The sequence below is a fragment of the Paraburkholderia sp. genome (assembly GCF_047605525.1).
GTDB lineage: Bacteria > Pseudomonadota > Gammaproteobacteria > Burkholderiales > Burkholderiaceae > Paraburkholderia.
Genome location: NZ_JASGFN010000006.1, coordinates 293,805 through 320,701, shown reverse-complemented (window position 1 = coordinate 320,701; position 26,897 = coordinate 293,805). Strand labels below are relative to the sequence as shown.

At 65.1% G+C, this 26,897-nt stretch carries 25 protein-coding genes and 1 pseudogene; 12 read left to right on the top strand and 14 right to left on the bottom strand.

Going from position 1 to position 26,897, the window contains the following annotated elements:
- Positions 1-702 (bottom strand): paraquat-inducible protein A (locus QM685_RS11750; protein WP_415115943.1); only part of this gene is annotated, 702 nt, incomplete at its 3' end.
- Positions 703-1,136: 434 nt separating this feature from the next.
- Between QM685_RS11750 and QM685_RS11745 the strand changes: the two genes are divergently transcribed.
- The 4 genes from QM685_RS11745 (at position 1,137) to QM685_RS11730 (ending at position 4,480) form a co-directional block, all read left to right on the top strand.
- Complete coding sequence (locus QM685_RS11745; RefSeq protein ID WP_415115941.1) at positions 1,137-1,697, top strand: cytochrome b; 561 nt, start codon at positions 1,137-1,139, stop codon at positions 1,695-1,697.
- An 8-nt stretch (positions 1,698-1,705) separates the two neighbouring features.
- A complete protein-coding gene (locus QM685_RS11740) occupies positions 1,706-2,269 on the top strand; it encodes a YceI family protein (RefSeq protein ID WP_415115939.1) in 564 nt (187 codons plus the stop codon).
- A 74-nt stretch (positions 2,270-2,343) separates the two neighbouring features.
- Positions 2,344-2,913, top strand: coding sequence for a YceI family protein (locus QM685_RS11735; RefSeq protein WP_415115937.1), 570 nt, complete (start codon positions 2,344-2,346; stop codon positions 2,911-2,913).
- Positions 2,914-3,202: 289 nt separating this feature from the next.
- Entirely contained in the window at positions 3,203-4,480 is a 1,278-nt protein-coding gene (locus QM685_RS11730) for an MFS transporter (RefSeq protein ID WP_415115935.1), read from the top strand.
- 112 nt (positions 4,481-4,592) lie between these two features.
- Here QM685_RS11730 and secF read toward each other — a convergent pair whose 3' ends face one another.
- The 5 genes from secF to queA form a co-directional block, all read right to left on the bottom strand.
- Entirely contained in the window at positions 4,593-5,543 is a 951-nt protein-coding gene (gene secF / locus QM685_RS11725) for a protein translocase subunit SecF (RefSeq protein WP_415115933.1), read from the bottom strand.
- Between the two features lie 18 nt (positions 5,544-5,561).
- Entirely contained in the window at positions 5,562-7,658 is a 2,097-nt protein-coding gene (secD, locus tag QM685_RS11720) for a protein translocase subunit SecD (RefSeq protein WP_415115931.1), read from the bottom strand.
- A gap of 131 nt (positions 7,659-7,789) precedes the next feature.
- Entirely contained in the window at positions 7,790-8,119 is a 330-nt protein-coding gene (yajC, locus tag QM685_RS11715) for a preprotein translocase subunit YajC (RefSeq protein WP_176109522.1), read from the bottom strand.
- Positions 8,120-8,349: 230 nt separating this feature from the next.
- Complete coding sequence (tgt, locus tag QM685_RS11710) at positions 8,350-9,540, bottom strand: tRNA guanosine(34) transglycosylase Tgt (RefSeq protein WP_415115929.1); 1,191 nt, start codon at positions 9,538-9,540, stop codon at positions 8,350-8,352.
- A gap of 121 nt (positions 9,541-9,661) precedes the next feature.
- Positions 9,662-10,720, bottom strand: coding sequence for a tRNA preQ1(34) S-adenosylmethionine ribosyltransferase-isomerase QueA (gene queA, locus QM685_RS11705; RefSeq protein WP_415115927.1), 1,059 nt, complete (start codon positions 10,718-10,720; stop codon positions 9,662-9,664).
- A 177-nt stretch (positions 10,721-10,897) separates the two neighbouring features.
- Here queA and recG point away from each other — a divergent pair, with 177 nt between their 5' ends.
- The 7 genes from recG to ubiA all read left to right on the top strand — a co-directional run bounded on the left by recG (position 10,898) and on the right by ubiA (position 18,118).
- Positions 10,898-13,216: an ATP-dependent DNA helicase RecG gene (recG, locus tag QM685_RS11700; RefSeq protein WP_415115925.1), complete on the top strand. Its 2,319-nt coding sequence runs from the start codon at positions 10,898-10,900 to the stop codon at positions 13,214-13,216.
- Positions 13,217-13,338: 122 nt separating this feature from the next.
- Positions 13,339-14,298 carry a hydrogen peroxide-inducible genes activator gene (locus tag QM685_RS11695; protein WP_415115923.1) on the top strand — a complete coding sequence of 320 codons (960 nt, stop codon included), beginning with the start codon at positions 13,339-13,341 and terminating at the stop codon, positions 14,296-14,298.
- 199 nt (positions 14,299-14,497) lie between these two features.
- The gene (locus QM685_RS11690; RefSeq protein ID WP_415115921.1) at positions 14,498-14,626 is read left to right on the top strand and encodes a hypothetical protein; all 129 of its coding nucleotides are present in this window, start codon (positions 14,498-14,500) and stop codon (positions 14,624-14,626) included.
- Between the two features lie 84 nt (positions 14,627-14,710).
- The gene (locus tag QM685_RS11685) at positions 14,711-16,180 is read left to right on the top strand and encodes a catalase (protein ID WP_415115919.1); all 1,470 of its coding nucleotides are present in this window, start codon (positions 14,711-14,713) and stop codon (positions 16,178-16,180) included.
- Positions 16,177-16,347 (top strand): hypothetical protein, encoded by a 171-nt coding sequence (locus QM685_RS11680; RefSeq protein WP_415115917.1) that lies wholly within the window; start codon positions 16,177-16,179, stop codon positions 16,345-16,347. Before QM685_RS11685 ends, QM685_RS11680 begins: the two co-directional genes overlap by 4 nt.
- 174 nt (positions 16,348-16,521) lie before the next feature.
- On the top strand, positions 16,522-17,016 hold the full coding sequence (locus QM685_RS11675) for a Dps family protein (RefSeq protein WP_415115915.1): 495 nt from the start codon (positions 16,522-16,524) through the stop codon (positions 17,014-17,016).
- 238 nt (positions 17,017-17,254) lie between these two features.
- Entirely contained in the window at positions 17,255-18,118 is an 864-nt protein-coding gene (gene ubiA / locus QM685_RS11670; RefSeq protein ID WP_415115913.1) for a 4-hydroxybenzoate octaprenyltransferase, read from the top strand.
- Between the two features lie 125 nt (positions 18,119-18,243).
- Here ubiA and proC read toward each other — a convergent pair whose 3' ends face one another.
- From proC to QM685_RS11640, 6 genes are all read right to left on the bottom strand, one after another.
- The gene (proC, locus tag QM685_RS11665) at positions 18,244-19,059 is read right to left on the bottom strand and encodes a pyrroline-5-carboxylate reductase (protein WP_415115911.1); all 816 of its coding nucleotides are present in this window, start codon (positions 19,057-19,059) and stop codon (positions 18,244-18,246) included.
- Positions 19,060-19,139: 80 nt separating this feature from the next.
- A complete protein-coding gene (locus tag QM685_RS11660) occupies positions 19,140-19,850 on the bottom strand; it encodes a YggS family pyridoxal phosphate-dependent enzyme (RefSeq protein ID WP_415115909.1) in 711 nt (236 codons plus the stop codon).
- Between the two features lie 37 nt (positions 19,851-19,887).
- Positions 19,888-21,114 carry a glycolate oxidase subunit GlcF gene (gene glcF / locus QM685_RS11655; protein WP_415115907.1) on the bottom strand — a complete coding sequence of 409 codons (1,227 nt, stop codon included), beginning with the start codon at positions 21,112-21,114 and terminating at the stop codon, positions 19,888-19,890.
- Positions 21,115-21,122: 8 nt separating this feature from the next.
- A complete protein-coding gene (gene glcE, locus QM685_RS11650) occupies positions 21,123-22,211 on the bottom strand; it encodes a glycolate oxidase subunit GlcE (RefSeq protein ID WP_415115905.1) in 1,089 nt (362 codons plus the stop codon).
- Positions 22,212-22,397: 186 nt separating this feature from the next.
- The gene (locus QM685_RS11645; RefSeq protein WP_415115903.1) at positions 22,398-23,891 is read right to left on the bottom strand and encodes an FAD-linked oxidase C-terminal domain-containing protein; all 1,494 of its coding nucleotides are present in this window, start codon (positions 23,889-23,891) and stop codon (positions 22,398-22,400) included.
- 95 nt (positions 23,892-23,986) lie between these two features.
- Positions 23,987-25,402, bottom strand: coding sequence for an FAD-linked oxidase C-terminal domain-containing protein (locus QM685_RS11640; protein WP_415115901.1), 1,416 nt, complete (start codon positions 25,400-25,402; stop codon positions 23,987-23,989).
- Positions 25,403-25,651: 249 nt separating this feature from the next.
- Here QM685_RS11640 and QM685_RS11635 point away from each other — a divergent pair, with 249 nt between their 5' ends.
- Entirely contained in the window at positions 25,652-26,206 is a 555-nt protein-coding gene (locus QM685_RS11635; protein ID WP_415115900.1) for a cob(I)yrinic acid a,c-diamide adenosyltransferase, read from the top strand.
- 51 nt (positions 26,207-26,257) lie between these two features.
- Here the strand turns inward: QM685_RS11635 and QM685_RS11630 are convergent, their stop codons facing one another.
- Both QM685_RS11630 and QM685_RS11625 read right to left on the bottom strand, forming a co-directional pair.
- The gene (locus QM685_RS11630) at positions 26,258-26,590 is read right to left on the bottom strand and encodes a helix-turn-helix domain-containing protein (RefSeq protein WP_415115898.1); all 333 of its coding nucleotides are present in this window, start codon (positions 26,588-26,590) and stop codon (positions 26,258-26,260) included.
- A gap of 18 nt (positions 26,591-26,608) precedes the next feature.
- Positions 26,609-26,883: pseudogene (locus QM685_RS11625) on the bottom strand (type II toxin-antitoxin system RelE/ParE family toxin).
- Positions 26,884-26,897 lie beyond the last annotated feature (14 nt).

Genomic DNA, 26,897 nt, shown 5'->3' with positions numbered 1-26,897 from the left:
GGTTTGCAGGGCGGGCGGCGCGGGCGGTCCGGCGAGCGAACCGACGGCCGCCGCCGCGCTATCGGCCGACGTGCGCGGCAGCGGCCGCTTGCCGCTCTCGCCGAGTTCGTCGGCGAGATCCCACAGCACGCGCGGATCGAACGTGACGACCACCGCGAACATCAGCGTGAGCGCGCCGAACGCGAACAGCGCCGCTTCGGGAATCACGCGCGCGAGGCTGACCATCTTGACGATCGTGATCAGCACGCCGAGCATGAACACTTCGATCATCCCCCACGGCCGCACGAACTGGATCGCGCGCAGCACGCGGTTGAAGTGGACCGGCACGTAGCCGGCGCGCAGCGGCACTAGCACGTAGAGAAGCGCGACGAGCTCGGTGAGCGGGAAGAGGACTGTCGAGCAGAACACCATGACCGCGACGATCTCCATGCCCTCGCCCCACAGCGCGACGAGCGCGCCGAACAGCGTGGTTTGCGAGGTGATGCCGTTGGCATCGAGTTCGACGATCGGAAAGGCCTGTGCGATCAGAAACGTGATCAGCGCGGCGAGCGTCATTGCGCTAATGGCGTCGAGCTTGCGCGAGACGCCACGATAAAGCGTCGCGCCGCAGCGCGGACAGCGCGCGGTGGTGCGCCCGACAAGCCGGGGCTTGCGGAACAGCGTATCGCATTCATGGCACGCGATCAGGTTGTCATGTTCCATGCGGCGGATGGGCTAACGACGTGAGGGGCGGCGTGCAAGGCCTGTGTTGTTGACGGCAGGTCAGGCGAACGGTTGGAGCAATAGTACCAAACGCGGCCTGACTGACGGGGCGAACGGCGCGGTGGAAGGAAGCCGTAATCCGGCGGCGGTCCGGCCTCGTCCGCGGCGGTTGGCGCATAGTCTGGCATGGATTGCTCCGGCTCGGACAATCTCCGTCCCTGATTTGTTCAACGCGTGCGGCATGACCGGCGCCAAGGGGCGCAAAAATCGGACCCGTCCAATCGATGCCGTTCGAGCCAGCTTTCCGCGCTTGGGGTAGCATGGCGGCCGTGAGCTGTCGTGGTCCCTGGTGGTCCTCGTCCGCGGCTGGAAAGCCGTCGGGAATAGCCGGACCCGCCGCGCCGTTAACTTCAATCAGCCTGCGTTGAACCTCGATGACACTCAATCCTTCGTTCGGTAACCGGGAGTCGTACACGCGGACCGCGATCGCGTTTCACTGGCTGATCGCGCTGCTGATCGTCTGCGGCTTCTCGCTCGGCTGGGTGATGACCGACATCCCGGGCTTCACGCCCACCAAGCTGCGCTATTTCTCCTGGCACAAATGGATCGGCGTGACCGTGTTCGCGCTCGCGATCCTGCGCATCCTGTGGCGCGCGACCCACGCCGCGCCGCCGATGCCGCGCCGCATGCCGCGCTGGCAGCGCGGCGCCGCGCATCTCGTGCACCTGCTGCTGTACGTGCTGATGATCGCGATTCCCGCGTCCGGCTATCTGTACAGCTCGGCGGCGAACGTGCCGGTCGTCTATCTCGGGCTGATTCCGCTGCCGCGCATCATCGCGCCCGATCCGCATCTCAAGGAAGTGCTGAAGAACCTGCACATCGCGCTCAACTACACGCTGCTCGTGCTGGTCGCGGTGCACGTCGCGGCGGCTCTCAAGCATCAATGGCTCGATCGCGACGGCCTGCTGTCGCGCATGCTTCCTTTTCTCAAATAAGGACAACCATGAAGGTCTCGTTTTATCGCTACATGCTCGCCGCGTTCGCGGCGGCCTCGCTGAGCGTCGCGGGCGGCGCGCTCGCGCAGGTCGACGTCGCGAAGAGTTCGGTGACGGCCACCTCGAAGCAGATGAACGTGCCGGTCGAAGGCAAGTTCGGCAAGTTCACCGCGCAGGTCAATTTCGATCCGGCCAAACCCGCCGAAGGCAGCGCGCAACTGAGCGTCGACGTCGGCAGCTATGACCTCGGCGACGAAAGCTACAACGAGCAGGTGCGCGGCAAGGAGTGGTTCGACGCGAAGACTTATCCGAACGCGACGTTCGTGTCGAGCGCGATCGCGCCGGCCGGCGGCAACCAGTTCAAGGTGACGGGCAAGCTGACGATCAAGGGCAAGTCGCAGACGGTCGTGGTGCCGGTCACGGTGACGCAGCAGGGCGCGACGCAGACCTTCGACGGCGCGTTGCCGATCAAACGCTCGCAATTCGATATCGGCACCGGCGAATGGAAGGATACGTCGGTCGTCGCCGACGAAGTGGTGATCAGGTTTCATATCGTTGCCGCGCGCAAGTAACGCGCGGTGGTTTTTTCACCGCAGTTTTCATCGCGATTTTCAACGCAATACAGGAGCATGAATTGAAAACGTCCATGTTGATCGCTGTTGGCGCGCTGGCTTCGTCGCTGTCGCTCGGTGCGTTTGCCGCCGACACCTATATGCTCGATCCGACCCACACGTATCCGAGCTTCGAGGCGGATCACTTCGGCGGTCTGTCGATCTGGCGCGGCAAGTTCACGAAAACCACCGGCACGGTGACGCTCGATCGCGCGGCGAAAACCGGCACGGTGGACGTGACCGTCGATCCGGCGTCGGTGCAGACCGGCAACTCGAAGCTCGACGATCATCTGAAGGCAGCCGAATTCTTCGACGTGACCAAATATCCGGCCGTGACCTACAAAGGCACCGAGATCAAATTCGACGGCGACAAGCCGGTCGAGGTGGTCGGCAATCTGACGATTCGCGGCATCACGAAGCCGGTGAATCTGAAGATCGACTCGTTCAAGTGCATGCAGCATCCGGTGCTCAAGCGCGAAGTGTGCGGCGTCGAGGCGAGCACGGAATTCAACCGCGCCGATTTCGGCATGGACTTCGGCGCGAAATATGGCTTCAGCATGACAACGCGCCTGCATATCCAGTCCGAAGGCATCAAGCAGCAGTAAGCGCGCTCACGTTGCCGCCGGGACAGGCGCGCGCGGTTCGCTTCCGCGTTGCGCCGCAACACGAAAAACCGCTTCGTTCGCTTTGCGACGAAGCGGTTTTTTGATCGCCATTCGCTAGCGTTGCGGCCTTGCACGGCGGGCATCCGTTATTTGTTGCTCGCCTCGTTTTATTTTTTCAGTTAAATAGAGCGCATGGAGTCATGCCGGTGATGCGCGTAGCCGGTGCGGCCAACGCGCGAGTGGTGCGCGCGCGTCGATAAATATTTCGCGCGGGATACAGGAGATCTGGATGGATGCAACGACAGCAGCAAGCGTCGCGGGGAGCCGGCAGAATTCGTGGCGCGCGGTGACTGCCGCCTCGATCGGCAACGCGCTCGAATGGTTCGATCTGGTAGTCTACGGCTTTTTCGCGGTGATCATCTCGAAGCTGTTTTTCCCGGCCGGCAACGACACGGTCTCGCTGCTGCTGACGCTCGGCACCTTCGGCGTGTCGTTCTTCATGCGGCCGCTCGGCGCGATCGTGATCGGCGCGTATGCGGACCGCGCGGGGCGCAAGTCGGCGCTCACGCTGTCGATCGTGCTGATGATGACGGGCACGCTGATCATCGCGATCCTGCCGACCTACCAGAGCATCGGCCTCGCCGCGCCGGTGATTCTCGTGCTCGCGCGGCTGATGCAGGGCTTCTCGGCAGGCGGCGAGTTCGGCAGCGCGACCGCGTTTCTGGCCGAGCACGTGCCGGGGCGGCGCGGCTTCTTCGCGAGCTGGCAGATGGCGAGCCAGGGGCTGACCACATTGCTGGCCGCCGGCTTCGGCGCGTTGCTGACCGGCACGCTCACGCCCGGGCAGATGGCGTCGTGGGGCTGGCGCGTGCCGTTCATCTTCGGCTTGCTGATCGGGCCGGTCGCCTTCTATATCCGCACGAAGCTCGACGAGACGCCCGAATTCCTCGCGGCCGAAACGACCCAGACGCCGCTGCGCGATACGTTCGCGACCCAGAAGCTGCGGCTGGTGATCGCGATGGGCGTGGTGGTGCTCGGGACCGTGTCCACGTATCTGGTGCTGTTCATGCCGACCTACGGCGTGAAGCAGTTGGGACTGGCGCCGTCGGTCGCGTTCTCGGCGATCGCGGTGACGGGGTTGATCCAGATGGTGTTCTCGCCGGTCGCCGGGCATCTGTCGGACCTGCATGGACGCACGCGCATCATGCTGGCGGCGGCGACGCTGCTGCTTCTGCTGATCTATCCGGCGTTCCTGTATCTGATCGCGCATCCGAGCTTCGGCACGCTGATCGTATGGCAGATCGTGTTCGGCTTTCTCGTCAGCGGATACTTCGGCGCGACGCCGGGCCTGCTGTCGGAAATCTTTCCGGTGCAGACGCGCACGACCGGCATGTCGCTCGCCTATAACATCGCGGTGACGATTTTCGGCGGCTTCGGGCCGTTCATCATCGCGTGGCTGATCGGTGTGACCGGTTCGAAGGCCGCGCCGAGTTATTACATGATTTTTGCCGCGCTGCTGAGCATCGCGGCGCTGATTGGGGCGCGGCGCAAGCTGGGGTTCCGCTAGGGCAGCGCGCGGGCACCTCTGTAAACGCAAACGGCCGGTTCGAAAGAACCGGCCGTTTTGTTTTGTCGCGCAAGCTGCTCCGCGCCAGGCGTTTACTACGACTAAGCGCGGATCAGACCTGCGCGCCCGCGTTCGGATCGTCCGGATCGACGCGTTCCTTCTTTTCCTTCAGCAGATCTTCGCGCTTCACGCCGAACCACATCGCGAGCGCGGCGGCGACGAACACCGACGAGTAGATACCGAACAGAATACCGACCGTCAGCGCGAGCGCGAAGTAGTGCAGCGTCGGACCGCCGAACAGGAACATCGACAGCACCATCATCTGCGTACAGCCGTGCGTGATGATGGTTCGCGACATCGTGCTCGTGATCGCGTGGTTGATCACTTCGATCACGGTCATCTTGCGTTCGCGGCGGAAGGTTTCACGAATCCGGTCGAAGATAACGACCGACTCGTTCACCGAATAGCCGAGCACCGCGAGCACCGCGGCCAGCACCGACAGCGAGAACTCCCACTGGAAGAACGCGAAAAAGCCGAGGATGATCACGACGTCGTGCAGGTTCGCGATCACGCCGGCCACCGCGTACTTCCATTCGAAGCGGAACGACAGATAGATCACGATGCCGGCCACGACGCAGGCGAGCGCGAGCAGACCGTCGGTGGCGAGCTCCTTGCCGACCTGCGGGCCGACGAACTCGACGCGCTGCAACTGCACTTGCGGCGTGTCGGCCTTCAGCGCGCCCATCACCTGTTCGCTCTGCTGCGCGGACGTGTAGCCCGTCTTCAACGGCAGACGGATCAGCACGTCGCGCGAGGAGCCGAAGTTCTGCACCTGCGCGTCGGCATAGCCGAGCTTGCCGAGCGTGTTACGCACCGGGTCGAGCGGCACCGCGCCCGGATACTGCACTTCGATCACGGTACCGCCGGTGAATTCCACCGACAGATGCAGCCCGCGATGCACGAGGAAGAACACGGCGGCGAGGAACGTCAGCAGCGAGATCGCGTTGAAGATCAACGCGCGCTGCATGAACGGAATGTCTTTACGGAAACGGAAAAATTCCATGGTCTTGTTCTCCGGGACTCAGCGGGATGAACCCGGTTTCTGCGGCGCGGACGTGTTCGACGACGAGCCGTTCGATGCCGGCGTGCCCGGCGCATTGCGGCGGCGCACGCTCGGCTTTACGCGGCCCTGCGAGCCGGTCGCGGCCGGTGCTCTCGCGCTCGCTTTCGAGCTTGCCTTCGCGGCGGCGATGGCCTGCGCGGTGTCGGTCGCGGCATCGTTGCTGCCCAGATACGGGGCCGAGCCGGCGGTGGCCGCTTGCGGACGCCACACCTGGCCGATCGACAGCGACTTCAGCTTCTTCTTGCCGCCGTACCAGAAATTGACGAGGCCGCGCGAGAAGAACACCGCCGAGAACATCGACGTCAGGATGCCGATACAGTGGACGATCGCGAAGCCGCGCACCGGACCGGAGCCGAACGCGAGCAGCGCGAGGCCGGCGATCAGCGTGGTCACGTTCGAATCGAGAATCGTCGCCCATGCATGTGCGTAGCCGTTCTGGATCGCCAGTTGCGGCGGCGCGCCATGGCGCAGTTCCTCGCGTACGCGTTCGTTGATCAGCACGTTCGCGTCGATGGCCATACCGAGCGCGAGCGCGATAGCGGCGATACCCGGCAAGGTGAGCGTGGCCTGCAGCATCGACAGCACCGCGACCAGCAGCAGCAGGTTCACGGACAAACCGATCATCGAGATCACGCCGAACAGCATGTAGTACGCGATCATGAACACGGCGATGGCCGCGAAGCCCCACACGACCGAGTGGAAGCCCTTCCTGATGTTGTCGGCGCCGAGGCTCGGGCCGATCGTGCGTTCCTCGATGATGTCCATCGGCGCGGCGAGCGAGCCGGCGCGCAGCAGCAGCGCGAGGTCGGCGGCGGCCTGCGGGGTCGGCTGGCCGGTGATCTGGAAGCGGTCGCCCAGTTCCGATTGAATGGTCGCGACCGTCAGCACCTCACCCTTGCCGCGCTCGAACAGCACCATCGCCATCGGCTTGCCGATGTTGTCGCGCGACACCGCGCGCACCGCGCGGCCGCCGGCCGAGTCGAGGCGGATGTTGACCGACGGGCGCTGATGCTCGTCGAAGCCCGCCGATGCGTCGATGATGCGGTCGCCGGTGAAGATCACCTGCTTGCGCAGCAGCACCGGCACCTGATTGCCTTGCGTGAAGAGTTCATCGCCCGGCGGCACCGGATCGTTCGGGTTCGGATGCGTGTTGACCGGATCGGCGAGGCGCGCTTCGAGCGTCGCCGTGCGGCCGATGATGTCCTTCGCCTTCGCGGTGTCCTGCACGCCCGGCAGCTCGACCACGATGCGATCGGCGCCCTGTTGCTGGATCACCGGCTCGGCCACGCCGAGTTCGTTCACGCGGTTATGCAGTGTCGTGATGTTCTGCTTGAGCGCGGCATCCTGCACCGCGCGCTGCACGGCAGGCGTGAACGTGCCGACGAGCTGCACGCCGCCATCCGCGCCGGTGTTCGGCTGCGAGGCCCACTGGAGTTCGCTGACGCCGCGGCCGAGCAGCTTGAGCGCCGCATCCGCGGTGGCCTGGTCGGCCAGGTTCACCACCACCGACTGGTTCACGCGATTCACGCCGCCGTCGCGGATGTTGTTGTCGCGCAGCATCGTGCGCACGTCCGACGCGTCCGAATCGAGCTTCTTGTTGAGCGCGCCGGCCATGTCGACCTGCAGCAGGAAGTGCACGCCGCCGCGCAGGTCGAGACCGAGGTACATCGGCAGCGCGCGCAGCGCGGTCAGCCAGTTCGGCGACGCGCTTTGCAGGTTCAGCGCGACGATGTACTGCGGATCGTTCGGATCGCTATTGAGCGATTTCTGCAGCAGGTCCTTCACGCGCAACTGCGTGTCGGTGTCCGTGAGGCGCACGCGGATGTTCGCGTTGTTCTGCGAGTTGTCGAACGTGACCGCGGTCGGCTTGATCTGATTGGACGCGAGTGCGGCTTCGACCGACGCGAGCGTCGTGGCGTCGAGCCTGACCGTCGCCTTGCCGCTCGACACCTGCACCGCCGGCGCTTCGCCGTACAGATTGGGCAGCGTGTACACGAGGCCGATGACCAGAGCCACCAGCATCACGGCGTATTTCCAGAGGGGGTAGCGATTCATGAGTGGTCCAACGGGAAGGTTGGCTTGGATGCGATGCGTCCGGCGATGAGCGCGGGCGATTCAACGGAACTGCTAACCAAACTGTGTGTGAACCGCCGGCGAGGCCGCGCCGGACGCGGGGAGAGCAGGCCTTAAAGCGACTTGATCGTGCCCTTCGGGAGAATCGTCGTGACCGACGCCTTTTGCACGGTGATTTCCGTGCCTTCCGAGATTTCGATGCCGACATAGGCTTCGCCCACTTTCGTCACCTTGCCGACGATGCCGCCGTTCGTCACGACTTCATCGCCCTTGGCCATCGCTGCGAGCATGTTGCGATGTTCCTTCTGGCGCTTCATTTGCGGGCGGATCATGATGAAGTACAACACGCCGAACATCAGGATCAGCGGCAGGAAGCTCATCAGGTTGGATTCAACGCCACCTGCTGCAGCGCCTTGCGCGAAGGCATTGGAAATGAACGACACGTTGGTCTCTCCGTTATCAGTCAAACACAAAAAAATCAGCCGGTTATTCTACCACCGGCCGCAGACGCGCCGTCGCGGCGAATCGGCTTTGCGATCAACCGGTTAAAGGTCCGGTTCGGGTCCGTCGAGCGAGTCCGATTCAGTGCGCGGCGAAAGTGAATTGTAAGTTTTATGCGTGCGCCGGTGGGCGAAATGCGCGGATTCCTCAGTGGAATCCGCGCGCCGCGCGCTCAGGAAGAGGGTTCGACGCCGCGCGCGCGGTTCTCGTGGAAGCGCTTGCGGAACGCGTCGAACATTTTTGCGTCGATCGCGTCGCGCATCTCCTGCATCAGTTCGAGGTAGTAGTGGAGGTTGTGGATCGTGTTCAGCTGCGCGCCGAGGATTTCGCCGACGCGGTGCAGGTGATGCAGATAGCCGCGCGTGAAATTGCGGCAGGTGTAGCAGCCGCATTGCTCGTCGAGCGGGCGCAGCGAGTTCCTGTGCGTCGCGTTGCGGATCTTGATGTCGCCGAAACGCGTGAACAGCCAGCCGTTGCGCGCGTTGCGGGTCGGCATCACGCAGTCGAACATGTCGACGCCGGCGGCGACTCCCGCCACCAGGTCTTCCGGCGTGCCGACGCCCATCAGGTAGTGCGGTTTGTCGGCGGGCAGCTTCGGGCCGATGTGGTTGAGGATGCGCATCATGTCTTCCTTCGGCTCGCCGACCGACAGACCGCCGATCGCGAGGCCGTGGAAGTTTTTCTCCGCGAGTCCGGCGAGCGATTCGTCGCGCAGATCCTCGAACATGCCGCCCTGGACGATGCCGAACAGCGCATTCGGATTGCCGAGGCGCCGGAATTCGTCGATCGAGCGCTGCGCCCAGCGCATCGACATGCGCATCGACCCGGCCGCTTCCGTGTGCGAGGTCGGGACGTTGTCGGTCGCGTACGGCGTGCATTCGTCGAACTGCATCACGATGTCCGAGTTCAGCACCTTCTGGATCTGCATCGACACTTCCGGCGACAGGAACAGCTTGTCGCCGTTGATCGGCGACGCGAACGTGACGCCGTCCTCGGTGATCTTGCGCAGATCGCCGAGCGAGAACACCTGGAAGCCGCCGGAGTCGGTCAGGATCGGCTTCTTCCAGCCCATGAAGCCGTGCAGGCCGCCGTGCGCCCCGATCGTTTCGAGTCCGGGGCGCAGCCACAGGTGGAACGTGTTGCCAAGGATGATCTGCGCGTGCATCTCGTCGAGCTCGCGCGGCTGGACCGCCTTCACGGTGCCGTAGGTGCCGACCGGCATGAAGATCGGCGTCTCCACCACGCCGTGATTGAGCGTGACGCGGCCGCGGCGCGCCTGGCCGTCGGTGCCGAGCAGCTGGAATTCGAGGCCGTCGGCGGGGCGCTCGTGGACAGGCTGTTGCGAGGGATGGCCAAGGGTCATGGGGTAACTCCTGAGCTACCGGAAAACAGTCCGGCGCAAACAATTAAACGCCGCCGGAAGGGTTCGCGGCGGCTGGGAACGCAAAAAGCGGGAAACGGTACGCTGGGGTGTTTCAAGCGGCTCAAACGTCGCGGCGCGTCAACAGCATCGCGTCGCCGTAGCTGAAAAAACGATACCGCTCCTCGATCGCGTGACGATACGCCGCGCGAATCGCGTCGATCCCGGCGAACGCCGACACCAGCATCAGCAGCGTCGACTTCGGCAAATGGAAATTCGTCACCAGCCGGTCGACCACCCGGAACCGGTAGCCCGGCGTGATGAAGATGTCGGTTTCCGCGCTCGTCGCGGCGAGCGGCCGTCCGGCGGTTTCGGCGTCGCGCGCGGCGGCTTCGAGCGCGCGCATCGAGGTCGTGCCCACCGCGATCACGCGGTTGCCGCGTGCCTTCGTCGCGGCGATTTTGTCCGCCAGCGATTGCGGCAGGTGATACCACTCGCTGTGCATCTTGTGCTCGGCGATGTTCTCGACCCGCACCGGCTGGAACGTGCCCGCGCCGACGTGCAGCGTGAGCGTCGCGCGCTCGACGCCGCGCGCGTCGAGCTTCGCGAGCAGCGCGTCGTCGAAATGCAGGCCCGCGGTCGGCGCGGCAACCGCGCCCGGGTTCCGCGCGAACACGGTCTGATAGCGGGTTTCGTCGGTCGCGTCGGCATCGTGCTCGATGTACGGCGGCAACGGCAGACGGCCGTACTGCTCGATCAGCGTCAGGCAGTCGGCGGGGAAATGCAGCGTGTAGAACGGCTCGACGCGCTCGCCGACCGTGACCTCGAACGCATCCGCGAGACGGATCGTGATGCCCGGCTGCGGGCTTTTGCTCGCGCGGATCTGCGCGAGCGCGGTGCGCTCGCCGGTCAGGCGTTCCACCAGCACTTCGATCCGGCCGCCGCTCGCCTTCTGGCCGAAGAAGCGCGCCTTCAGCACTTTGGTATCGTTGAAGATCAGCAGATCGCCCGGCGCGATGCACCCGGGCAGCTCCGTGAAGCGGCGGTCGATCAGACGCGCGGCGCCGTCGGCGGCGCCCGCGCCGTCCACTTCGAGCAGACGGCTCGCGCTGCGCTCGGGCAGCGCGACTTGCGCGATCAGCTCGGGCGGCAGATCGAAATCGAAATCGGAAAGCGTAAACATGCGAACGACTGGAAGCGAATTGGGACTGAATTGAGCCGAAGCTGGAGCCGGGCGGCTATGATGGCGGGACGCCGAAGCGGCCTGCGCGCCCTGTGCCGCATCCTGCATGCGATGGAGCGCGAAGGGCGGCACGACATTTTTTTGACAGCAGCCGATATTGTACTTGCGAAGCAGCCCATGCCTTTGTCCGACCGCCGATCGTCCGTTGCCACCCTCGAAGCGGGCGCCGCGCCGCGGCGCCGTGGCGCGCGGGGGCAAGTGGCGGAGGGCGGCGCGGATGGCGGGATGACGGCGACTGACCGCGATGCCGCGCCCAGCGGCGACAATGCCGGCGCCAGCACATCCAACCCGGCGAACGAATCCCCGGACGCGAACGCAAGCGACAAACCCGCCGCCAAAGCCGGGTCCACCGCTAAAACCACCTCGAAACCCGCGCTCAAAACCGCCGACAAGCTCGCCAAGCTCGGTCTCACGCGCGCGATCGACCTCGTGCTGCATCTGCCGATGCGCTACGAGGACGAAACCTCGCTCACGCCGATCGGGCAACTGCTGCCGGGCGGCGTCGCGCAAACCGAAGGCGTGGTGTTCGACAACGAGATCGCCTACCGGCCGCGCCGCCAACTGCTCGTGAAGCTGCGCGACGCGGACGGCGACGAGCTGGTGCTGCGCTTTCTCAATTTCTACGGCTCGCAGGTCAAGCAGATGGCGCCCGGCGCGCGGCTGCGCGTGCGCGGCGACGTGCGCGGTGGCTTCTTCGGCATGGAGATGGTCCATCCGACAGTGCGCGTCGTCGATGAAGACACGCCGTTGCCGCAGGCGCTGACGCCGGTCTATCCGAGCACGGCGGGCGTGTCGCAGGCGTATCTGCGCAAGGCGATCGACAACGCGCTGTCGCGCACGTCGCTGCCGGAGCTGCTGCCCGCGCCGGTCGCGCGCGCGTTTCTCGAGCCGCTCGGCGTGCCGTCGCTGATGGACGCGGTGCGCACGCTGCATCATCCGGGCGCGCAGTCCGACGAGACCGCGCTGATCGACGGCACGCATCCGGCGTGGATCCGTATCAAGTTCGAGGAGCTGCTCGCGCAGCAGATGTCGCTCAAGCGCGCGCACGACGAGCGCCGCACGCGTGCCGCGCCGCCCATGCCACGGCGCAAGCTCGGCGACGAGTCGGCGCTGGTCGCGCGTTTGCTGAAGGCGCTGCCGTTTTCGCTGACGGGCGCGCAGAAACGTGTCGGCGGCGAGATCGCGCTCGACCTGACGCAGCCGCATCCGATGCAGCGGCTGTTGCAGGGCGACGTCGGCAGCGGCAAGACGATCGTCGCGGCGCTCGCCGCCGCGCAGGGGATCGACGCCGGCTACCAGGCCGCGCTGATGGCGCCCACTGAAATCCTCGCCGAGCAGCACGCGCGCAAGCTGCGCGGCTGGCTCGAGCCGCTCGGCGTGAACGTCGCGTGGCTCGCCGGCAGCCTGAAGACGAAAGAGAAGCGCGCGGCGATCGAAGCCGCCGCGCTCGGCACCGCGCAACTCGTGATCGGCACGCACGCGATCATCCAGGACGCGGTCGAGTTCGCGCGGCTCGGCCTCGTGATCGTCGACGAACAGCATCGCTTCGGCGTCGCGCAACGGCTCGCGCTGCGCGCGAAGGCCCGCAACGCGGCCGACGGCGCGCACGATTTCCAGCCGCATCAGTTGATGATGTCCGCGACGCCGATTCCGCGCACGCTCGCCATGACCTATTACGCCGACCTCGACGTGTCGACGATCGACGAACTGCCGCCCGGCCGCACGCCGATCCTGACGAAGCTCGTCTCCGACGCGCGCCGCGACGAGGTGATCGGCCGCGTGCGCGAGGCGGCGTTGACGGGGCGCCAGGTGTACTGGGTGTGTCCGCTGATCGAGGAAAGCGAGACCTTGCAGTTGCAGACCGCGGTCGAAACCTACGAAACGCTCGTGGCCGCGCTGCCCGAACTGAAGGTCGGGCTCGTGCATGGGCGTCTCGCGCCCGCCGAGAAGGCCGCGGTGATGGATGCGTTCTCGCGCAACGAGATTCAGCTACTGGTCGCGACGACGGTGATCGAAGTCGGCGTCGACGTGCCGAACGCGTCGTTGATGGTGATCGAGCATGCGGAGCGCTTCGGCCTCGCGCAGTTGCATCAGTTGCGCGGGCGGGTGGGGCGTGGCAGCGCCGCATCGGTGTGCGTGCTGCTGTACACGGGGCCGCTGTCGATCGCGGCGCGCGCGCGTTTGCAGACGATGCGCGAGACCACCGACGGCTTCGAGATCGCGCGGCGCGATCTCGAGATTCGCGGTCCGGGCGAATTTCTCGGCGCGCGTCAGTCGGGCGCGGCGATGCTGCGCTTCGCGGACCTGCAGAACGACCAGTGGCTGATCGAACCGGCCCGCGAGGCCGCCGCGACGCTGCTGGAAAAATATCCCGAGGTCGTCATCCAGCATCTGGCGCGCTGGCTCGGCGCGCGGGAGCAGTATCTGAAGGCATGAGCCTGACCGGCTCGTGCTTCGCGCGGCGCGCTTCAGTCAGAAGGTCGGCGAAGGTTGGCGAACCGACCCTATAGGGTGTATAACTTGAATCTATCGAATTCATCACACTGATTGATCCCCGAATGACGCTCACCGAATTGAAATACATCGTGGCGGTGGCTCGCGAGCGGCACTTCGGCCGGGCGGCCGAAGCGTGCTTCGTCAGCCAGCCCACGCTGTCCGTCGCCATCAAGAAGCTCGAAGACGAGCTGAACGTGCAGATTTTCGAGCGCGGCACCAGCGAGGTCAGCGTCACGCCGATCGGCGAACAGATCGTCACGCAGGCCCAGCGCGTGCTCGAGCAGACGCTCGCGATCAAGGAAATCGCCAAGCAGGGCAAGGATCCGCTCGTCGGTCCGCTGCGCCTCGGCGTGATCTATACGATCGGGCCGTATCTGCTGCCCACGCTCGTCAAGCAGATGATCGCGCATGTTCCGCAGATGCCGCTGATGCTGCAGGAAAACTACACGCTCAAGCTGATCGAATTGCTCAAGCAGGGCGAAATCGACGTCGCGATCATGGCGCTGCCGTTCCCCGAAACGGGACTGATGCTGCGCCCGCTCTACGACGAGCCGTTCGTCGTCGCGCTGCCGTCCGGTCATGCGTGGGAAACCCGCCCGAAGATCGATCCCGACGACCTGAAGCAGGAAACCATGCTGCTGCTCGGCAGCGGCCACTGCTTCCGCGATCACGTGCTCGGTGTGTGCCCCGAGCTGATGCGCTTTTCGCAGAACGCGGACGGCATCCAGAAGACCTTCGAGGGTTCGTCGCTCGAGACGATTCGCCATATGGTCGCGAGCGGTGTCGGCATCACGGTGCTACCGCGCATGTCGGTGCACGAAGTCAAGCCGCATGCGGCCGGTATCGATGCGGGTCTGCTCAGCTACGTCGCGTTCGACGACCCGGTGCCGGACCGGCGCGTCGTGCTCGCGTGGCGCAAGAGCTTCACGCGCATGCCGGCGATCGACGCGATCTGCGAGGCGATCGCCGCCTGCGAGCTGCCGGGTGTCAGGAAGCTCGATTTGCCGGCCGCCGTCAATTGATGGCCGGCTCCGCACCGCGCTACCGGTGTGGAGATCTCAAAAAAGGGCACAAGCAAGACCTATCGAATAGATTAAATTAATCAAATACTAATATTCGATAGCAATTGGTATAGTTTCCTCCATGGATCGACCGATCCCCTTATCTCATAAGGCTCAGCGCCGACGCTCGGCGCCTGGGACAAGCCCGGAGGAAAACATCATGCAAGCCGATTCGCAGCCCATTAACGCTTCCAATGCACAACCGGCCGCGGTGGCCCCGACGGCCCCCGCGCCGAGCGCGCGCACCGTCGCGTTGGCCCTGCTGGTCGACCGGGTGCTGGGCGCCTGACGCGCCGACTCTTGACGGCACTCCTGTCGCGGATGCCGCTTCGTCTTCCCCCTCTATTTCGATAAAAACCACGCAGGAGTACGCATGTCCGAACGTAAGCTTACCAATGCCGCCGGCGCACCCATCGCCGACAACCAGAATTCGATGACCGCCGGCGCCCGTGGCCCGGTCGTGCTACAGGACGTCTGGCTGCTCGAAAAGCTCGCTCACTTCGATCGCGAAGTGATTCCCGAGCGCCGCGTTCACGCGAAGGGATCGGGCGCGTTCGGTACGCTGACGGTGACGCACGACATCTCGCGCTACACGAAGGCGAAGGTGTTCGCGCAGGTCGGCAAGGAAACGCCGCTCTTCATGCGCTTTTCGACGGTGGCCGGCGAGCGCGGCGCGGCCGACGCCGAGCGCGACGTGCGCGGCTTCTCGATCAAGTTTTACACCGAAGAAGGCAACTGGGACGTGGTCGGCAACAACACGCCGGTGTTCTTTATCCGCGATCCGCTGAAGTTTCCGGATTTCATCCACACGCAGAAACGCGACCCGTATACGAACCTGCGCAGCAATGTCGCGGCGTGGGATTTCTGGTCGCGTCATCCGGAGTCGCTGCATCAGGTGACGATTCTGATGAGCGATCGCGGCATTCCGAAGAACTACCGGCAGATGCACGGCTTCGGCTCGCATACGTACTCGTTCATCAACGCGAACAACGAGCGTTTCTGGGTGAAGTTCCACTTCAAGTCGCTGCAGGGCATCGAGAACTTTACCGACGCCGAGGCCGCGCGTGTGATCGCCGCGGACCGCGAAAGCGCGCAACGCGATCTGGTGAACAGCATCGACGCGGGCAACTTCCCGACGTGGCGCTTCGCGATTCAGGTGATGCCCGAAGCGGACGCGGCGAACTATCGCTTCAATCCGTTCGACATCACGAAGGTGTGGTCGCAGAAGGACTATCCGCTGATCGACGTCGGCACGATCGAGTTGAATCGCAATGCGGCGAACTATTTCGCGGACGTCGAGCAGGCCGCGTTCACGCCGGCCAACGTGGTGCCGGGCATCGGTTTTTCGCCGGATCGTCTGTTGCAGGGGCGGCTGTTTTCGTACGGCGATACGCAGCGTTACCGGCTCGGCATCAATCACCACCAGATTCCGGTGAACGCGCCGCGCACGCCGAACCCGCATTCGTTCCATCGCGACGGCGCGATGCGCACCGACGGCAATCTCGGTGGCAACGTGAATTACGAACCGAACCGTTTCGGCGATTTCGCGCAGGACGCCAATGCGTCGGAGCCGCCGCTCGCGGCCGGCGCGGTCGCGCGTTACGAGCATCGCGAGGATGACGACTACTATACGCAGCCGCGCATGCTGTTCGAACTGTTCGACGCCGCGCAACGTGAGCGTCTGTTCGGCAATATCGCGCGGCATATCGATGGCGTGCCGCAGGAAATCGTCGCGCGTCAGATCGAGCATTTCCGTCGCGCCGATCCGGCCTACGCGGAAGGCGTGATCGCGGCGCTGGCGGCGCTGCGTCAGCAGAGAGACGAACCGGGAGTACGATCATGATCCAGATGATGATGGCAACTATTGGCGCTCCGGCCGCCGCGCGCGGCCTGCAACGGCGGCGGGAGCAGTATGTAGCGATGCTGCGCAAGGCGGTCGGCTTCGCGATCGTCACGAGCGGCTTCGCGGTGCTCGCCGCGCAGGCGTTGCGGCATGCATTGGGTGGTTGAGCGCCGGCAATCAGGCGCCGGCGACAAACTGCCGCAAAGTGCCGTCAAATCAAGGCCACAGGCTAGCCTTGCGCAAACCTCGTGGAATTTCACGCTACACTGTCGAACGTTTTAAGTCTGTTTCGCAGACCGTCATTTGCCGACCGGTTCGTATCACTCTTCAAAGGAGTTGTCATGGCCAAGAAAGAAGCCGCAGCCGTACAGCACGTCAACATCGGGATCAGCGACAAGGATCGCAAGAAGATCGCGGATGGGCTGTCGCGTCTGCTCGCTGACACCTACACGTTGTACCTGAAGACCCACAATTTTCACTGGAATGTCACGGGTCCGATGTTCAATACGCTGCATCTGATGTTCGAAACGCAATACAACGAACTCGCGCTCGCGGTCGATGCAATCGCCGAGCGAATCCGCGCGCTGGGCGTGCATGCGCCGGGCAGCTACAAGGATTTCGCGAAGCTGTCGTCGATCCCCGAAGCGGACGGCGTGCCGGCCGCCGAAGACATGATCCGCCAGCTCGTCGAAGGTCAGGAAGCCGTGGTGCGCACCGCGCGCGCGATCTTCCCGTCGACGGAAGCCGCCAACGACGAACCGACCGCAGACCTGCTCACGCAACGCATGCAAACGCACGAAAAGACCGCGTGGATGCTGCGCTCGCTGCTTGCCTAAGTTGCGCTCGAGTCGCAACATGATGCCGGTCTGGGCGATGCTCACGCCGCGCTGATTGATAACGAACCAGGCCTCCCTGCACGGGAGGCTTTGTTTTTTTATGGCGTCACCGTGCAACGCCCACACACCGCGAGTGCGTACAGAGTGCGCAAGCAAGCCCCGGCCGCGCGAATCCAGGCCTGTCACGCGCATCCCGTAAAATAGCCGCACCGTGTTCGCACTTCACCGAATTCGTCCCATGTTTGCCCGACTTCCCCTGTATTTGCGTCTCGTGCGCATGGACAAGCCGATCGGCAGCCTGCTGTTGCTATGGCCGACGCTCAACGCGCTGTGGATTGCGTCCGGCGGCCGTCCGTCGTGGCAGTTGCTGGTGATCTTCACGATCGGCACGGTGCTGATGCGCTCGGCCGGCTGCGCGATCAACGACTATGCGGACCGCGATTTCGACCGCCATGTGAAGCGCACCGAAAATCGCCCGATCACGTCGGGCAAGATCAACGCGTGGGAAGCGGTGGCGCTCGCCGCCGGTTTGTCGCTGCTCGCGTTTCTGCTGATCCTGCCGCTCAACGCGCTGACGAAGCAGCTATCGGTGGTGGCGCTGTTCGTCGCCGGAAGCTATCCGTTCACGAAGCGTTTCTTCGCGATTCCGCAGGCTTATCTCGGCATCGCATTCGGCTTCGGCATTCCGATGGCGTTCGCCGCGGTGCAGGACCACGTGCCGCTGCTCGCCTGGGTGATGCTGCTCGCGAACATCTTCTGGTCGGTCGCGTACGACACCGAATATGCGATGGTCGATCGCGACGACGACATCAGGATCGGCATCCGCACGTCGGCGCTGACGTTCGGCCGTTTCGACGTGGCCGCGGTCATGCTGTGCTACGCGGTGACGCTCGGGATTTACGTCGGCATCGGCGTGGTGCTTGGCTTCGGTGTGCTGTACTGGATCGGCTGGGCGGTCGCGGCGGGTTGCGCGATCTATCACTACACGCTGATTCGCAACCGCGAACGCATGCCATGCTTTGCCGCGTTCCGTCATAACAACTGGCTCGGCGGCGCGCTGTTCGTCGGGATCGCCGCGCATTACGCGGCGGCTTCGTTTTGATGCACGCGGCTTTTTAAGGCCGCCGCCATGTCCGGACGCCGTAGCCGCCTGCCCCGATGCGAAGAGGACGAAGAGGACGAAGGGGAGCCGCGCTACGGCGTGTCTGTTTCTGCGTGACGGTCAGGTCATTGCTTGCCGAACTCGTCACCCATCTCTCTCGCGCGCGCATCGGCGGCAAGCGCGCCGCGTACGATCGCATCCTTGACGCCGCTCGCATCGAACGACGCCAGCGCTGCCGCGGTCGTGCCGCCTTTCGACGTCACGCGCTCGCGCAGCATGCTCGGCGGCTCGTCGGAATTGGCCGCGAGTTGCGCGGCGCCGGTGAAGGTCGCGACCGCGAGCGCGCGGCCTTGCGCTTCGTTCATGCCGAGCTGACGCGCGGCTTCCTGCAACGCCTCGATGAAATAGAACACGTAGGCCGGTCCGCTGCCTGAGATCGCGGTGACCGCGTCGATCTTCGTTTCGTCGTCGAACCAGACGGTTTCGCCGACCGCGCCGAGCACCTCCGACGCGAGCGCGCGGCCCGCTTCGTCGACGCTGTTCGTCGCCACCAGCCCCGTCACGCCCATGCCGATCAGCGCCGGCGTATTCGGCATCACGCGCACGATGCGGCTGTGGCCGTTCAGCCAGCGCGACAGGTCGCCGATGCGAATGCCCGCGACGATGCTGATCGCCAGTTGCGGCGCGCGCAGATGCGGCGCCACTGCCTCGGCCACGCTCTTCAGGATCTGCGGCTTCACCGCGAGCACGACGGCGTCGTAGGCGGCGAGCGCGCCGTCTGCGGCCGCGCCGGCGCGGATGCCGAATTGCTGCTCGTTGCGCTTGCGCGCGTCTTCGTTCGGATCGATCGCGTACAGGTCAGCGGGTGCGACGCCCCGCTTGATGAGGCCGCCGATCAATGCCGCGGCCATGTTGCCGCCGCCGATAAACGCAATTTTCATGATGGTCCCGGTGAGGTTCAGGTGAAATGCTGGATGCGGTGACGGACCCGCGCATGCTCGCGCGGATCCAGCGAAAAAGCTCAATGCGAATAATCGCGCGCGCCGAAGATTGCGGTGCCGACGCGCACGATCGTCGCGCCTTCGAGCACGGCTGCTTCGAGATCCGCCGACATGCCCATCGACAGCGTATCGAGCGCGAGCCCATCGCCGCGCAAGCGCTCGAACAGCTCGCGCAACTCGCGATGCGGCGCGCGCTGCGCGTCGAGATCGCCGGCCGGTTCGGGAATCGACATCAGTCCGCGCAGTTTCAGCTTCGGCAGCGCCGCGATCTGCCGGGCGATATCGGCGGCCTCGGCGACGCTCACGCCGCTTTTCGACGCTTCGCCGCTGACATTGACCTGCAGACACACGTTCAGCGGCGGCAGATTGTCGGGACGCTGCTCCGAAAGCCGCTGCGCGATCTTGAGCCGGTCGACCGAATGCACCCAGTCGAAATGCTCGGCGACGGGCCGCGTCTTGTTCGACTGCAGCGGGCCGATGAAATGCCATTCGAGCGACGCGCGCAGATCGGCGAGCGTGTGGATCTTGTCGAGCGCTTCCTGCACGTAGTTTTCGCCGAACGCGCGCTGGCCGGCCGCATGGGCGGCGCGCACGGCATCGGCGGGAAACGTTTTGGAGACCGCGAGCAGCATTACGGCATGCGCGTCGCGGCCGGCCGCTTGCGCGGCCGCGGCGATGCGTTGCCGCACGTCGGCGAGGTTGTGAGCGAGGTGATGATCCAGGTCGGACATGGAACGGAACCGGTGTTCAGCGAAGACGATGCTCCGATTATACGGACAGCATGTGCTCGACCAGTTCGATCCAGTGCGCGACCGGCGTCGACGTGCCGCTTTGCAGATGCGCGATGCAGCCGACGTTCGCCGACACGATCACCTGCGGCTCCTGCGCCTGCAGCCGCTCGAGCTTCTGGTCGCGTAACGCGTACGAGAGCCGCGGCTGCGTCAGCGAATAGGTGCCGGCCGAGCCGCAGCACAGATGGCTGTCGGCGGGCAGGCGCACTTCGACATCGAGCGCGGTGAGCAACTGCTCGACCTTGCCGCGAATCTGCTGCCCATGTTGCAGCGTGCAGGGCGGATGAAACGCGACCGTGTGCACCGAACGGCGCCGTGTGATCGCGACGAGCTGTTCCTCGAACTCCGGCAGGATCTCGGCGACGTCGCGCGTCAGCTCGACGATGCGGCGCGCTTTTTCCGCGTAGGCCGGATCGTGGCGCAGCAGATGCGCGTACTCCTTGACCGTCGCGCCGCAGCCCGACGCGTTCATCACGATCGCCTCGGCACCCTGTTCGACGTACGGCCACCATGCGTCGATGTTGGCGCGCAGGTCGTCGAGCGCCTCATCGTTGTAGCCGAGGTGCAGGCGGATCGCGCCGCAGCAGCCGGCCTCGGGCGCGACCACCGTTTCGATGCCGAGCGCGTCGAACACGCGCGCGGTCGCGATGTTGACGTTCGGCATCATCGACGGTTGCACGCAGCCCGCGAGCATCAGCATCTTGCGCTCGTGTTTCGCGGTGGGCCATTCGAGCGGGCGCTGCCGCGCGGGCACCTTGTCGCGCAGCTTCTTCGGCAGCACGCCGCGGAAATGCTGGCCGAGCCGCATCGCCGGCGTGAAGATCGCGCTGTTCGGCACGACGCTCGCGAGCAGGCGGCGCAACATGCGCTGGCCGAGCGGCCGGTGCACTTTTTCCTCGGTGATCTTGCGGCCGATTTCGACGAGCCGCCCGTATTGCACGCCGGACGGGCAGGTCGATTCGCAGTTGCGGCAGGTCAGGCACCGGTCGAGGTGAATCTGCGTGCTGCGCGTGACCGGCGCGCCTTCGACCATCTGCTTGATCAGATAGATGCGTCCGCGCGGGCCGTCGAGCTCGTCGCCGAGCAACTGATAGGTCGGGCAGGTGGCCGTGCAGAAACCGCAATGCACGCATTTGCGCAGGATGGCGTCGGCTTCGTCGCCATCGGGCGTATTGCGAATGAAGTCCGCGAGGTTGGTTTGCATCGCGTCGCTCAGAAGTCGGGGTAGAGACGGCCGCGATTGAAGATGCGGGCCGGATCGAAGGCGTGTTTGAGGCCGCGATGGATTTTCATCAACGGCGCGGGCAGCGGCGTGAAGACGCCGGCGCCGCGGTCGTAGCCGTGGCCGCTGCGGAAGATCGTCGCGTGGCCGCCGGCCTGCTTCGCGCTGATGCGCACGGTTTGCGCGTCGGTGTCGGTGATCCACCAGCGCTGGCCGCCGCCCCATTCCATCAGTTGCGCGCCGGGCAGTTGCAGCGGCTCGGTGATCGACGGCAGCGCGAGGCGCCAGAGCGCGGCTTTCGGCGGAATCGCCGCGAAAAACAGATCGGTCTGCTCGCGCAGGCCGGCCCAGAAACGTTCGGCTTCCACGGCATCGACGACTTCGCCGCCGAGCGCCGTGCGCGCCGCCTTGACCGCGGTCTCCGCGCCCGCGAGCCGCACCGCGAGCGTGCCGTTGCGCCATGCGCTCGCGGTGATCGGCAGTGGCCGGCCGGCCCATTCGTTGAGCTTGCGGACCGCGTCGGTGCCGTTCATGTCGAACTTCAGCGTGGCTTCGACCTGCGGCAGCGGCAGCACCTTGATCGACAGTTCGAGGATCAGTCCGAGCGTGCCCAGCGAGCCGGCCAGCAAACGCGACACGTCGTAGCCCGCGACGTTCTTCACGACCTGGCCGCCGAAGCGCAGCGTTTGCCCGTGGCCGTTCATCAAGACGGCGCCGAGCACGAAGTCGCGCGCCGCGCCGACGGCCGGGCGGCGCGGCCCGGCAATGCCCGCGGCGATGCAGCCGCCGAAGGTGGCCTGCGGACCGAAATGCGGCGGCTCGAACGCGAGCATCTGATCGTGCTCGGCGAGCGCGGCTTCGATTTCCAGCAGGGAGGTGCCCGCGCGCGCGGTGATCACGAGCTCGGCCGGGTCGTACGCGATGATGCCGCGATAAGCGCGCGTGTCGAGGATCTCACCTTCCAGCGTCTGACCGTACCAGTCTTTGGTGCCGCCGCCACGGATGCGCAACGCGCGTCCCTCAGCGCTGGCCGAACGCACGCGCTCCGACCATCCGGCGACGATGTCGTCGTCTTCCATGGTGTCCTGCTCGTTGTGTTTCGGTTGATTGTACCGGGCGGGGGCTCGCTGGCAACCAGGAGCGCACCCGCATTGGCCGCCGGTTGGCGGGGCTGAAGGGGCCGGCCGGCGCCGCGCGAACGGCGCTGCTGCCGGGGCCGGCGCCAAGGCAAGTCCACGGTTTATGCGCGACGCAAGCGGCGGACGCTAGAAGCGCGGTAGATCGGGATGAGGCAGCAGTCCGCCGCGCACGTGCATCTTGCCGTATTCGGCGCAGCGCGCTCGCGTCGGAATGCCCTTGTCGGGGTTCAGCAGGCCGGGCGCGTCGAACGCGCGCTTGACCGCATGGAACGCGTCGCGCTCCTCCGGCGAGAACTGCACGCACATCGAATTGATCTTTTCGATGCCGACGCCATGCTCGCCCGTCACCGTGCCACCCAGTTCGACGCACGCTTCGAGAATGTCGCAACCGAACGCCTCGGCGCGGTGCCACTCGTCCTGATCGTTGCCGTTGAAGAGGATCAGCGGGTGCATGTTGCCGTCGCCGGCATGGAACACGTTGATGCAGCGCAGCCCGTACTTCTTCTCCATCTCTTCGATGCGCGCGAGCAGCGGCCCGATACTGCGGCGCGGCACGGTGCCGTCCATGCAGTAGTAGTCCGGCGAAATGCGGCCGGCGGCCGGGAACGCGTTCTTGCGGCCGGACCAGAAGCGCAGCCGCTCTGCCTCCGAGCGCGAAATCTGGATGCGGGTCGCACCGTGTTCGCGCAGCACCGCGGTCATGCGCACGACCTCGGCGGCGACTTCCTCGGGCGTGCCGTCCGATTCGCACAGCAGGATCGCCGCCGCGTCGAGGTCGTAGCCCGCGTTGACGAATTCCTCGACCGCGCGCGTGGCCGGCTTGTCCATCATCTCGAGGCCGGCCGGGATGATGCCTGCCGCGATGATGCTGGCGACCGCATCGCCACCCTTCACGACGTCGTCGAAACTCGCCATGATGACCTGCGCCGTTTGCGGCTTCGGGATCAGCTTGACAGTGACTTCGGTGACGATCGCGAACATGCCTTCGCTGCCGATCATCACCGCGAGCAGATCGAGCCCGGGCGCGTCCGGCGCGAGCGAGCCGAATTCGACGATCTCGCCTTCCATCGTCACCGCGCGAACGCGCAACACGTTATGCACGGTAAGGCCGTACTTCAGGCAATGCACGCCGCCGGAATTCTCGGACACGTTGCCGCCGATCGTGCACGCGATCTGCGACGACGGATCGGGTGCGTAGTAGAGGCCATACGGCGCAGCGGCCTCGGAGATCGCCAGATTGCGCACGCCCGGCTGCACGGTCGCGGTGCGCGCATACGAATCGACTTCGACGATCTTCCTGAAGCGCGCGAGCGACACCACCACCCCGTGCCGGATCGGCATCGCGCCGCCGGACAGCCCCGTGCCCGCGCCGCGCGGCACGATCGGCACTTCGAGGCGGTGGCAGATCTGCACGATGCGCTGCACCTGCGACTCGGTTTCCGGCAGCGCGACCGCGAGCGGCAGACGCCGGTAGGCGGCGAGGCCGTCGCACTCGTACGCGACGGTGTCTTCCTCCCGATAGAGCAGACAGTGGCTCGGCAACACGGCCATCAGCGCCTGCACGACTTCGCGCTGGCGCTGGGCGAGTACTTCGGCCGACAGTTCAGCGGGTGCGTTCATGTGACTCGTCTCCTCGTGGCTTGCGCCGCTCCGGCTCGTCGTTCGAGCCGGCTGTTTCAGGCGGCCTGCTTTACGCCGCCTTGCCCGCCGGTCCGTCAGGCCGCCCAGGCGAAGATCTTGCCGGGGTTCATCAGATTGCGCGGATCGAGCGCATGCTTGATCGAGCGCATCGTATCCACCGCGACGTCGCCGTGTTCTTCGAGCAGGAAGCCCATCTTGTGCAGGCCGACGCCATGCTCGCCGGTGCAGGTGCCGTCCATGCGCAGCGCGCGCTGCACGATGCGATGGTTCAGCCGCTCGGCCTCCTCGAGTTCTTCGGGCCTGTTCGGGTCGATCAGGATCGCGACGTGGAAGTTGCCGTCGCCGACATGGCCGACGATCGGGCAGGGCAGCGGTGACGCTTTCAGGTCCTGCTCCGTTTCGACCACGCATTCGGCGAGACGCGAGATCGGCACGCAGACGTCGGTCGTGACCGCGCGGCTGCCGGGCTTCAGTTGCAGCATCGCGAAATAGGCGTTGTGACGCGCGTTCCACAGGCGGCTGCGGTCTTCGGGCCGGGTCGCCCATTCGAAGCCTTCGCCGGCATTCTGCGCGGCGATTTCCTGCACGAGTTCCGCCTGCTCCTTGACGCCGGCCTCGGTGCCGTGGAATTCGAAGAACAGCGTGGGCGCCTCGCGCAGCGTCAGGTTCGAATGGCGATTGATCGAGCGGATCGCGAGCGAGTCGACGAATTCGACGCGCGCGATCGGCACGCCGATCTGGATCGTCTCGATGACCGCGCGCACCGCGTCGCCCATCGACGGGAACGCGCACACGGCGGCTGAAACCGCTTCCGGCTGCGGATAAAGACGCAACGTGATTTCGGTAATCACGCCGAGCGTGCCTTCCGAGCCGACGAAAAGACGGGTGAGGTCATATCCCGCCGACGACTTGCGCGCGCGCGTGCCGGTCCTGATCACGCGGCCGTCGGCGAGCACGACCGTCAGGCCGAGCACGTTCTCGCGCATCGTGCCGTAGCGCACGGCGTTGGTGCCCGAGGCGCGCGTGGCCGACATGCCGCCGATGCTCGCGTCCGCGCCCGGATCGATCGGGAAGAACAGGCCGGTGTCGCGCAGTGCCTCGTTTAGCTGCTTGCGCGAGATGCCGGGCTCGACGGTGACGGTGAGGTCTTCGGCGTTGATCGATAACACCTGGTTCATTTCCGACAGGTCGATCGACACGCCGCCTTGCACCGCGAGCAGATGTCCTTCGAGCGACGAGCCGTTGCCGTACGGGATGATCGGCACGTCGTATCGGCCGCAAAGTTTGACGGCTGTTTGCACGTCTTCGGTAGTGCGCGCGAAGACGACGGCGTCAGGCAGTTGCGGATCGAAAGGGGATTCGTCGCGGCCGTGGTGCGCGCGCACGGCTTCGGCAACCGACACGCGCTCGCCGAACGCGGCTTTGAGACCGTTCAGCAATTCGGCGGGAAACGGCCGGCGCAGCGGCGCCGGTGGCACGGGATGGTTCACGCATGTCTCCTGATGTCGTGGGGGCGCGGCTTCTTTTGCAGCATGCGTTTCATTCTACGCCGTTCGCCCGCGGACCGGCGCCGGGCCGCCTTCCGACCATATAATGGCGGCGATTTTGAGATGCGTGCAATATGGATAAACGTGACGGTCGATCGACCCGACACGTTTTATTCGCGCTTGATTCGCGGCGGGCTTGCGCGTCGTTTTTGCCGGCCTTGTGCGCACTGCTACTGAACACATGGAGACATCATGGGCAATCGCCTGAGCAAGATCGCCACTCGCACCGGCGACGACGGCACCACCGGTCTCGGCGATGGCCGCCGTGTGCGCAAGGATAGCGCGCGCATCGCCGCGATCGGCGACGTCGACGAACTCAACTCGAATCTCGGCGTGCTGTTGTGCGAGCACGTGCCCGACGACGTGCGCGCTGCGCTGGTCGCGATTCAGCATGACCTGTTCGATCTGGGCGGCGAGTTGTGCATTCCTGGCCACACGATGATTACCGACCGGCATCTCGCGCAGCTCGACGGGTGGCTCGCGGACTACAACGCGGCATTGCCGCCGCTGAAGGAATTCATTCTGCCGGGAGGTTCGCGCGCGGCGGCGCTCGCGCATGTGTGCCGCACGGTATGCCGTCGTGCCGAACGCGCGATCGTGGCGCTCGGCGAGCACGAGGCGATCAACGCAGCGCCGCGTCAGTATGTGAACCGGCTCTCCGATCTGTTGTTCGTGCTCGCGCGCGTGCTCAATCGCGCGGATGGCGGCACCGATGTGCTGTGGCAGCACGACCGCGGCGCGAGTTGAATGCCGGGGCGACTACGCGCATAGCCACGCACCGCGCGCATTAACTGACGGCTAACCGATCGCAAGCGTCACCGGCTTGCCGATGCGGCTCATCATTTCGACGAGTGTGTCGATCGTGAACTTGGTGGTTTTCTTGTTGACCACGTCGGAGACGCGCGGGCGCGACACCATCAGAATTTCCGCGGCTTCGGCCTGCTTCAGGTGATGCTGTTCGATCCACCTGGACAGCTCGGTCATGAGTTGTTCCTTGAGCAGCCGCGTGTCGTTGATCTGCTTTTGCGACGCGGCGTGCAGGCGTTTCGCTTCCTCGGCGGAAAAGCCGAGTTCGAGAAACAGGTTGTTGCCGGGCTTGCTTACGTGACGAATTTTGGTGTCGATCGCCATTGTCAGATTTTCCTCTCGTTAATCATCGTTAATGATGGCGTGGTATCGCGTTGCGGCAATCTTTCTGTCCTGCACGCCGAGCTTCTGTGTTTTCTTCTGAAAACAATGCAGCACGTAAAGCGCTTCGACGTACCTGGTCACATACATCACGCGAAAAGTACCGCTTTCTTCCTTGATGCGGATTTCTCGTGTTCCCGCACCGATCGAGTCGAACGGTTTCCAGTTTCTTCGGGAAAGGCGAGCAAATCGCGATAGCTCGAGCCTGACCAGCGAATTTCTTTTTCGTGCTCCATAGCCGCCCTCGTGT

What these genes read in the sequence shown, in the direction of transcription:
- QM685_RS11745 (WP_415115941.1), top strand. Translation starts at nt 1,137, where the DNA reads ATGACACTCAATCCTTCGTTCGGTAACCGGGAGTCGTACACGCGGACC.
- QM685_RS11740 (WP_415115939.1), top strand. Translation starts at nt 1,706, where the DNA reads ATGAAGGTCTCGTTTTATCGCTACATGCTCGCCGCGTTCGCGGCGGCC.
- QM685_RS11735 (WP_415115937.1), top strand. Translation starts at nt 2,344, where the DNA reads ATGTTGATCGCTGTTGGCGCGCTGGCTTCGTCGCTGTCGCTCGGTGCG.
- QM685_RS11730 (WP_415115935.1), top strand. Translation starts at nt 3,203, where the DNA reads ATGGATGCAACGACAGCAGCAAGCGTCGCGGGGAGCCGGCAGAATTCG.
- secF (WP_415115933.1), bottom strand. Translation starts at nt 5,543, where the DNA reads ATGGAATTTTTCCGTTTCCGTAAAGACATTCCGTTCATGCAGCGCGCG.
- secD (WP_415115931.1), bottom strand. Translation starts at nt 7,658, where the DNA reads ATGAATCGCTACCCCCTCTGGAAATACGCCGTGATGCTGGTGGCTCTG.
- tgt (WP_415115929.1), bottom strand. Translation starts at nt 9,540, where the DNA reads ATGACCCTTGGCCATCCCTCGCAACAGCCTGTCCACGAGCGCCCCGCC.
- queA (WP_415115927.1), bottom strand. Translation starts at nt 10,720, where the DNA reads ATGTTTACGCTTTCCGATTTCGATTTCGATCTGCCGCCCGAGCTGATC.
- recG (WP_415115925.1), top strand. Translation starts at nt 10,898, where the DNA reads ATGCCTTTGTCCGACCGCCGATCGTCCGTTGCCACCCTCGAAGCGGGC.
- QM685_RS11695 (WP_415115923.1), top strand. Translation starts at nt 13,339, where the DNA reads ATGACGCTCACCGAATTGAAATACATCGTGGCGGTGGCTCGCGAGCGG.
- QM685_RS11690 (WP_415115921.1), top strand. Translation starts at nt 14,498, where the DNA reads ATGCAAGCCGATTCGCAGCCCATTAACGCTTCCAATGCACAACCGGCC.
- QM685_RS11685 (WP_415115919.1), top strand. Translation starts at nt 14,711, where the DNA reads ATGTCCGAACGTAAGCTTACCAATGCCGCCGGCGCACCCATCGCCGAC.
- QM685_RS11680 (WP_415115917.1), top strand. Translation starts at nt 16,177, where the DNA reads ATGATCCAGATGATGATGGCAACTATTGGCGCTCCGGCCGCCGCGCGC.
- QM685_RS11675 (WP_415115915.1), top strand. Translation starts at nt 16,522, where the DNA reads ATGGCCAAGAAAGAAGCCGCAGCCGTACAGCACGTCAACATCGGGATC.
- ubiA (WP_415115913.1), top strand. Translation starts at nt 17,255, where the DNA reads ATGTTTGCCCGACTTCCCCTGTATTTGCGTCTCGTGCGCATGGACAAG.
- proC (WP_415115911.1), bottom strand. Translation starts at nt 19,059, where the DNA reads ATGAAAATTGCGTTTATCGGCGGCGGCAACATGGCCGCGGCATTGATC.
- QM685_RS11660 (WP_415115909.1), bottom strand. Translation starts at nt 19,850, where the DNA reads ATGTCCGACCTGGATCATCACCTCGCTCACAACCTCGCCGACGTGCGG.
- glcF (WP_415115907.1), bottom strand. Translation starts at nt 21,114, where the DNA reads ATGCAAACCAACCTCGCGGACTTCATTCGCAATACGCCCGATGGCGAC.
- glcE (WP_415115905.1), bottom strand. Translation starts at nt 22,211, where the DNA reads ATGGAAGACGACGACATCGTCGCCGGATGGTCGGAGCGCGTGCGTTCG.
- QM685_RS11645 (WP_415115903.1), bottom strand. Translation starts at nt 23,891, where the DNA reads ATGAACGCACCCGCTGAACTGTCGGCCGAAGTACTCGCCCAGCGCCAG.
- QM685_RS11635 (WP_415115900.1), top strand. Translation starts at nt 25,652, where the DNA reads ATGGGCAATCGCCTGAGCAAGATCGCCACTCGCACCGGCGACGACGGC.
- QM685_RS11630 (WP_415115898.1), bottom strand. Translation starts at nt 26,590, where the DNA reads ATGGCGATCGACACCAAAATTCGTCACGTAAGCAAGCCCGGCAACAAC.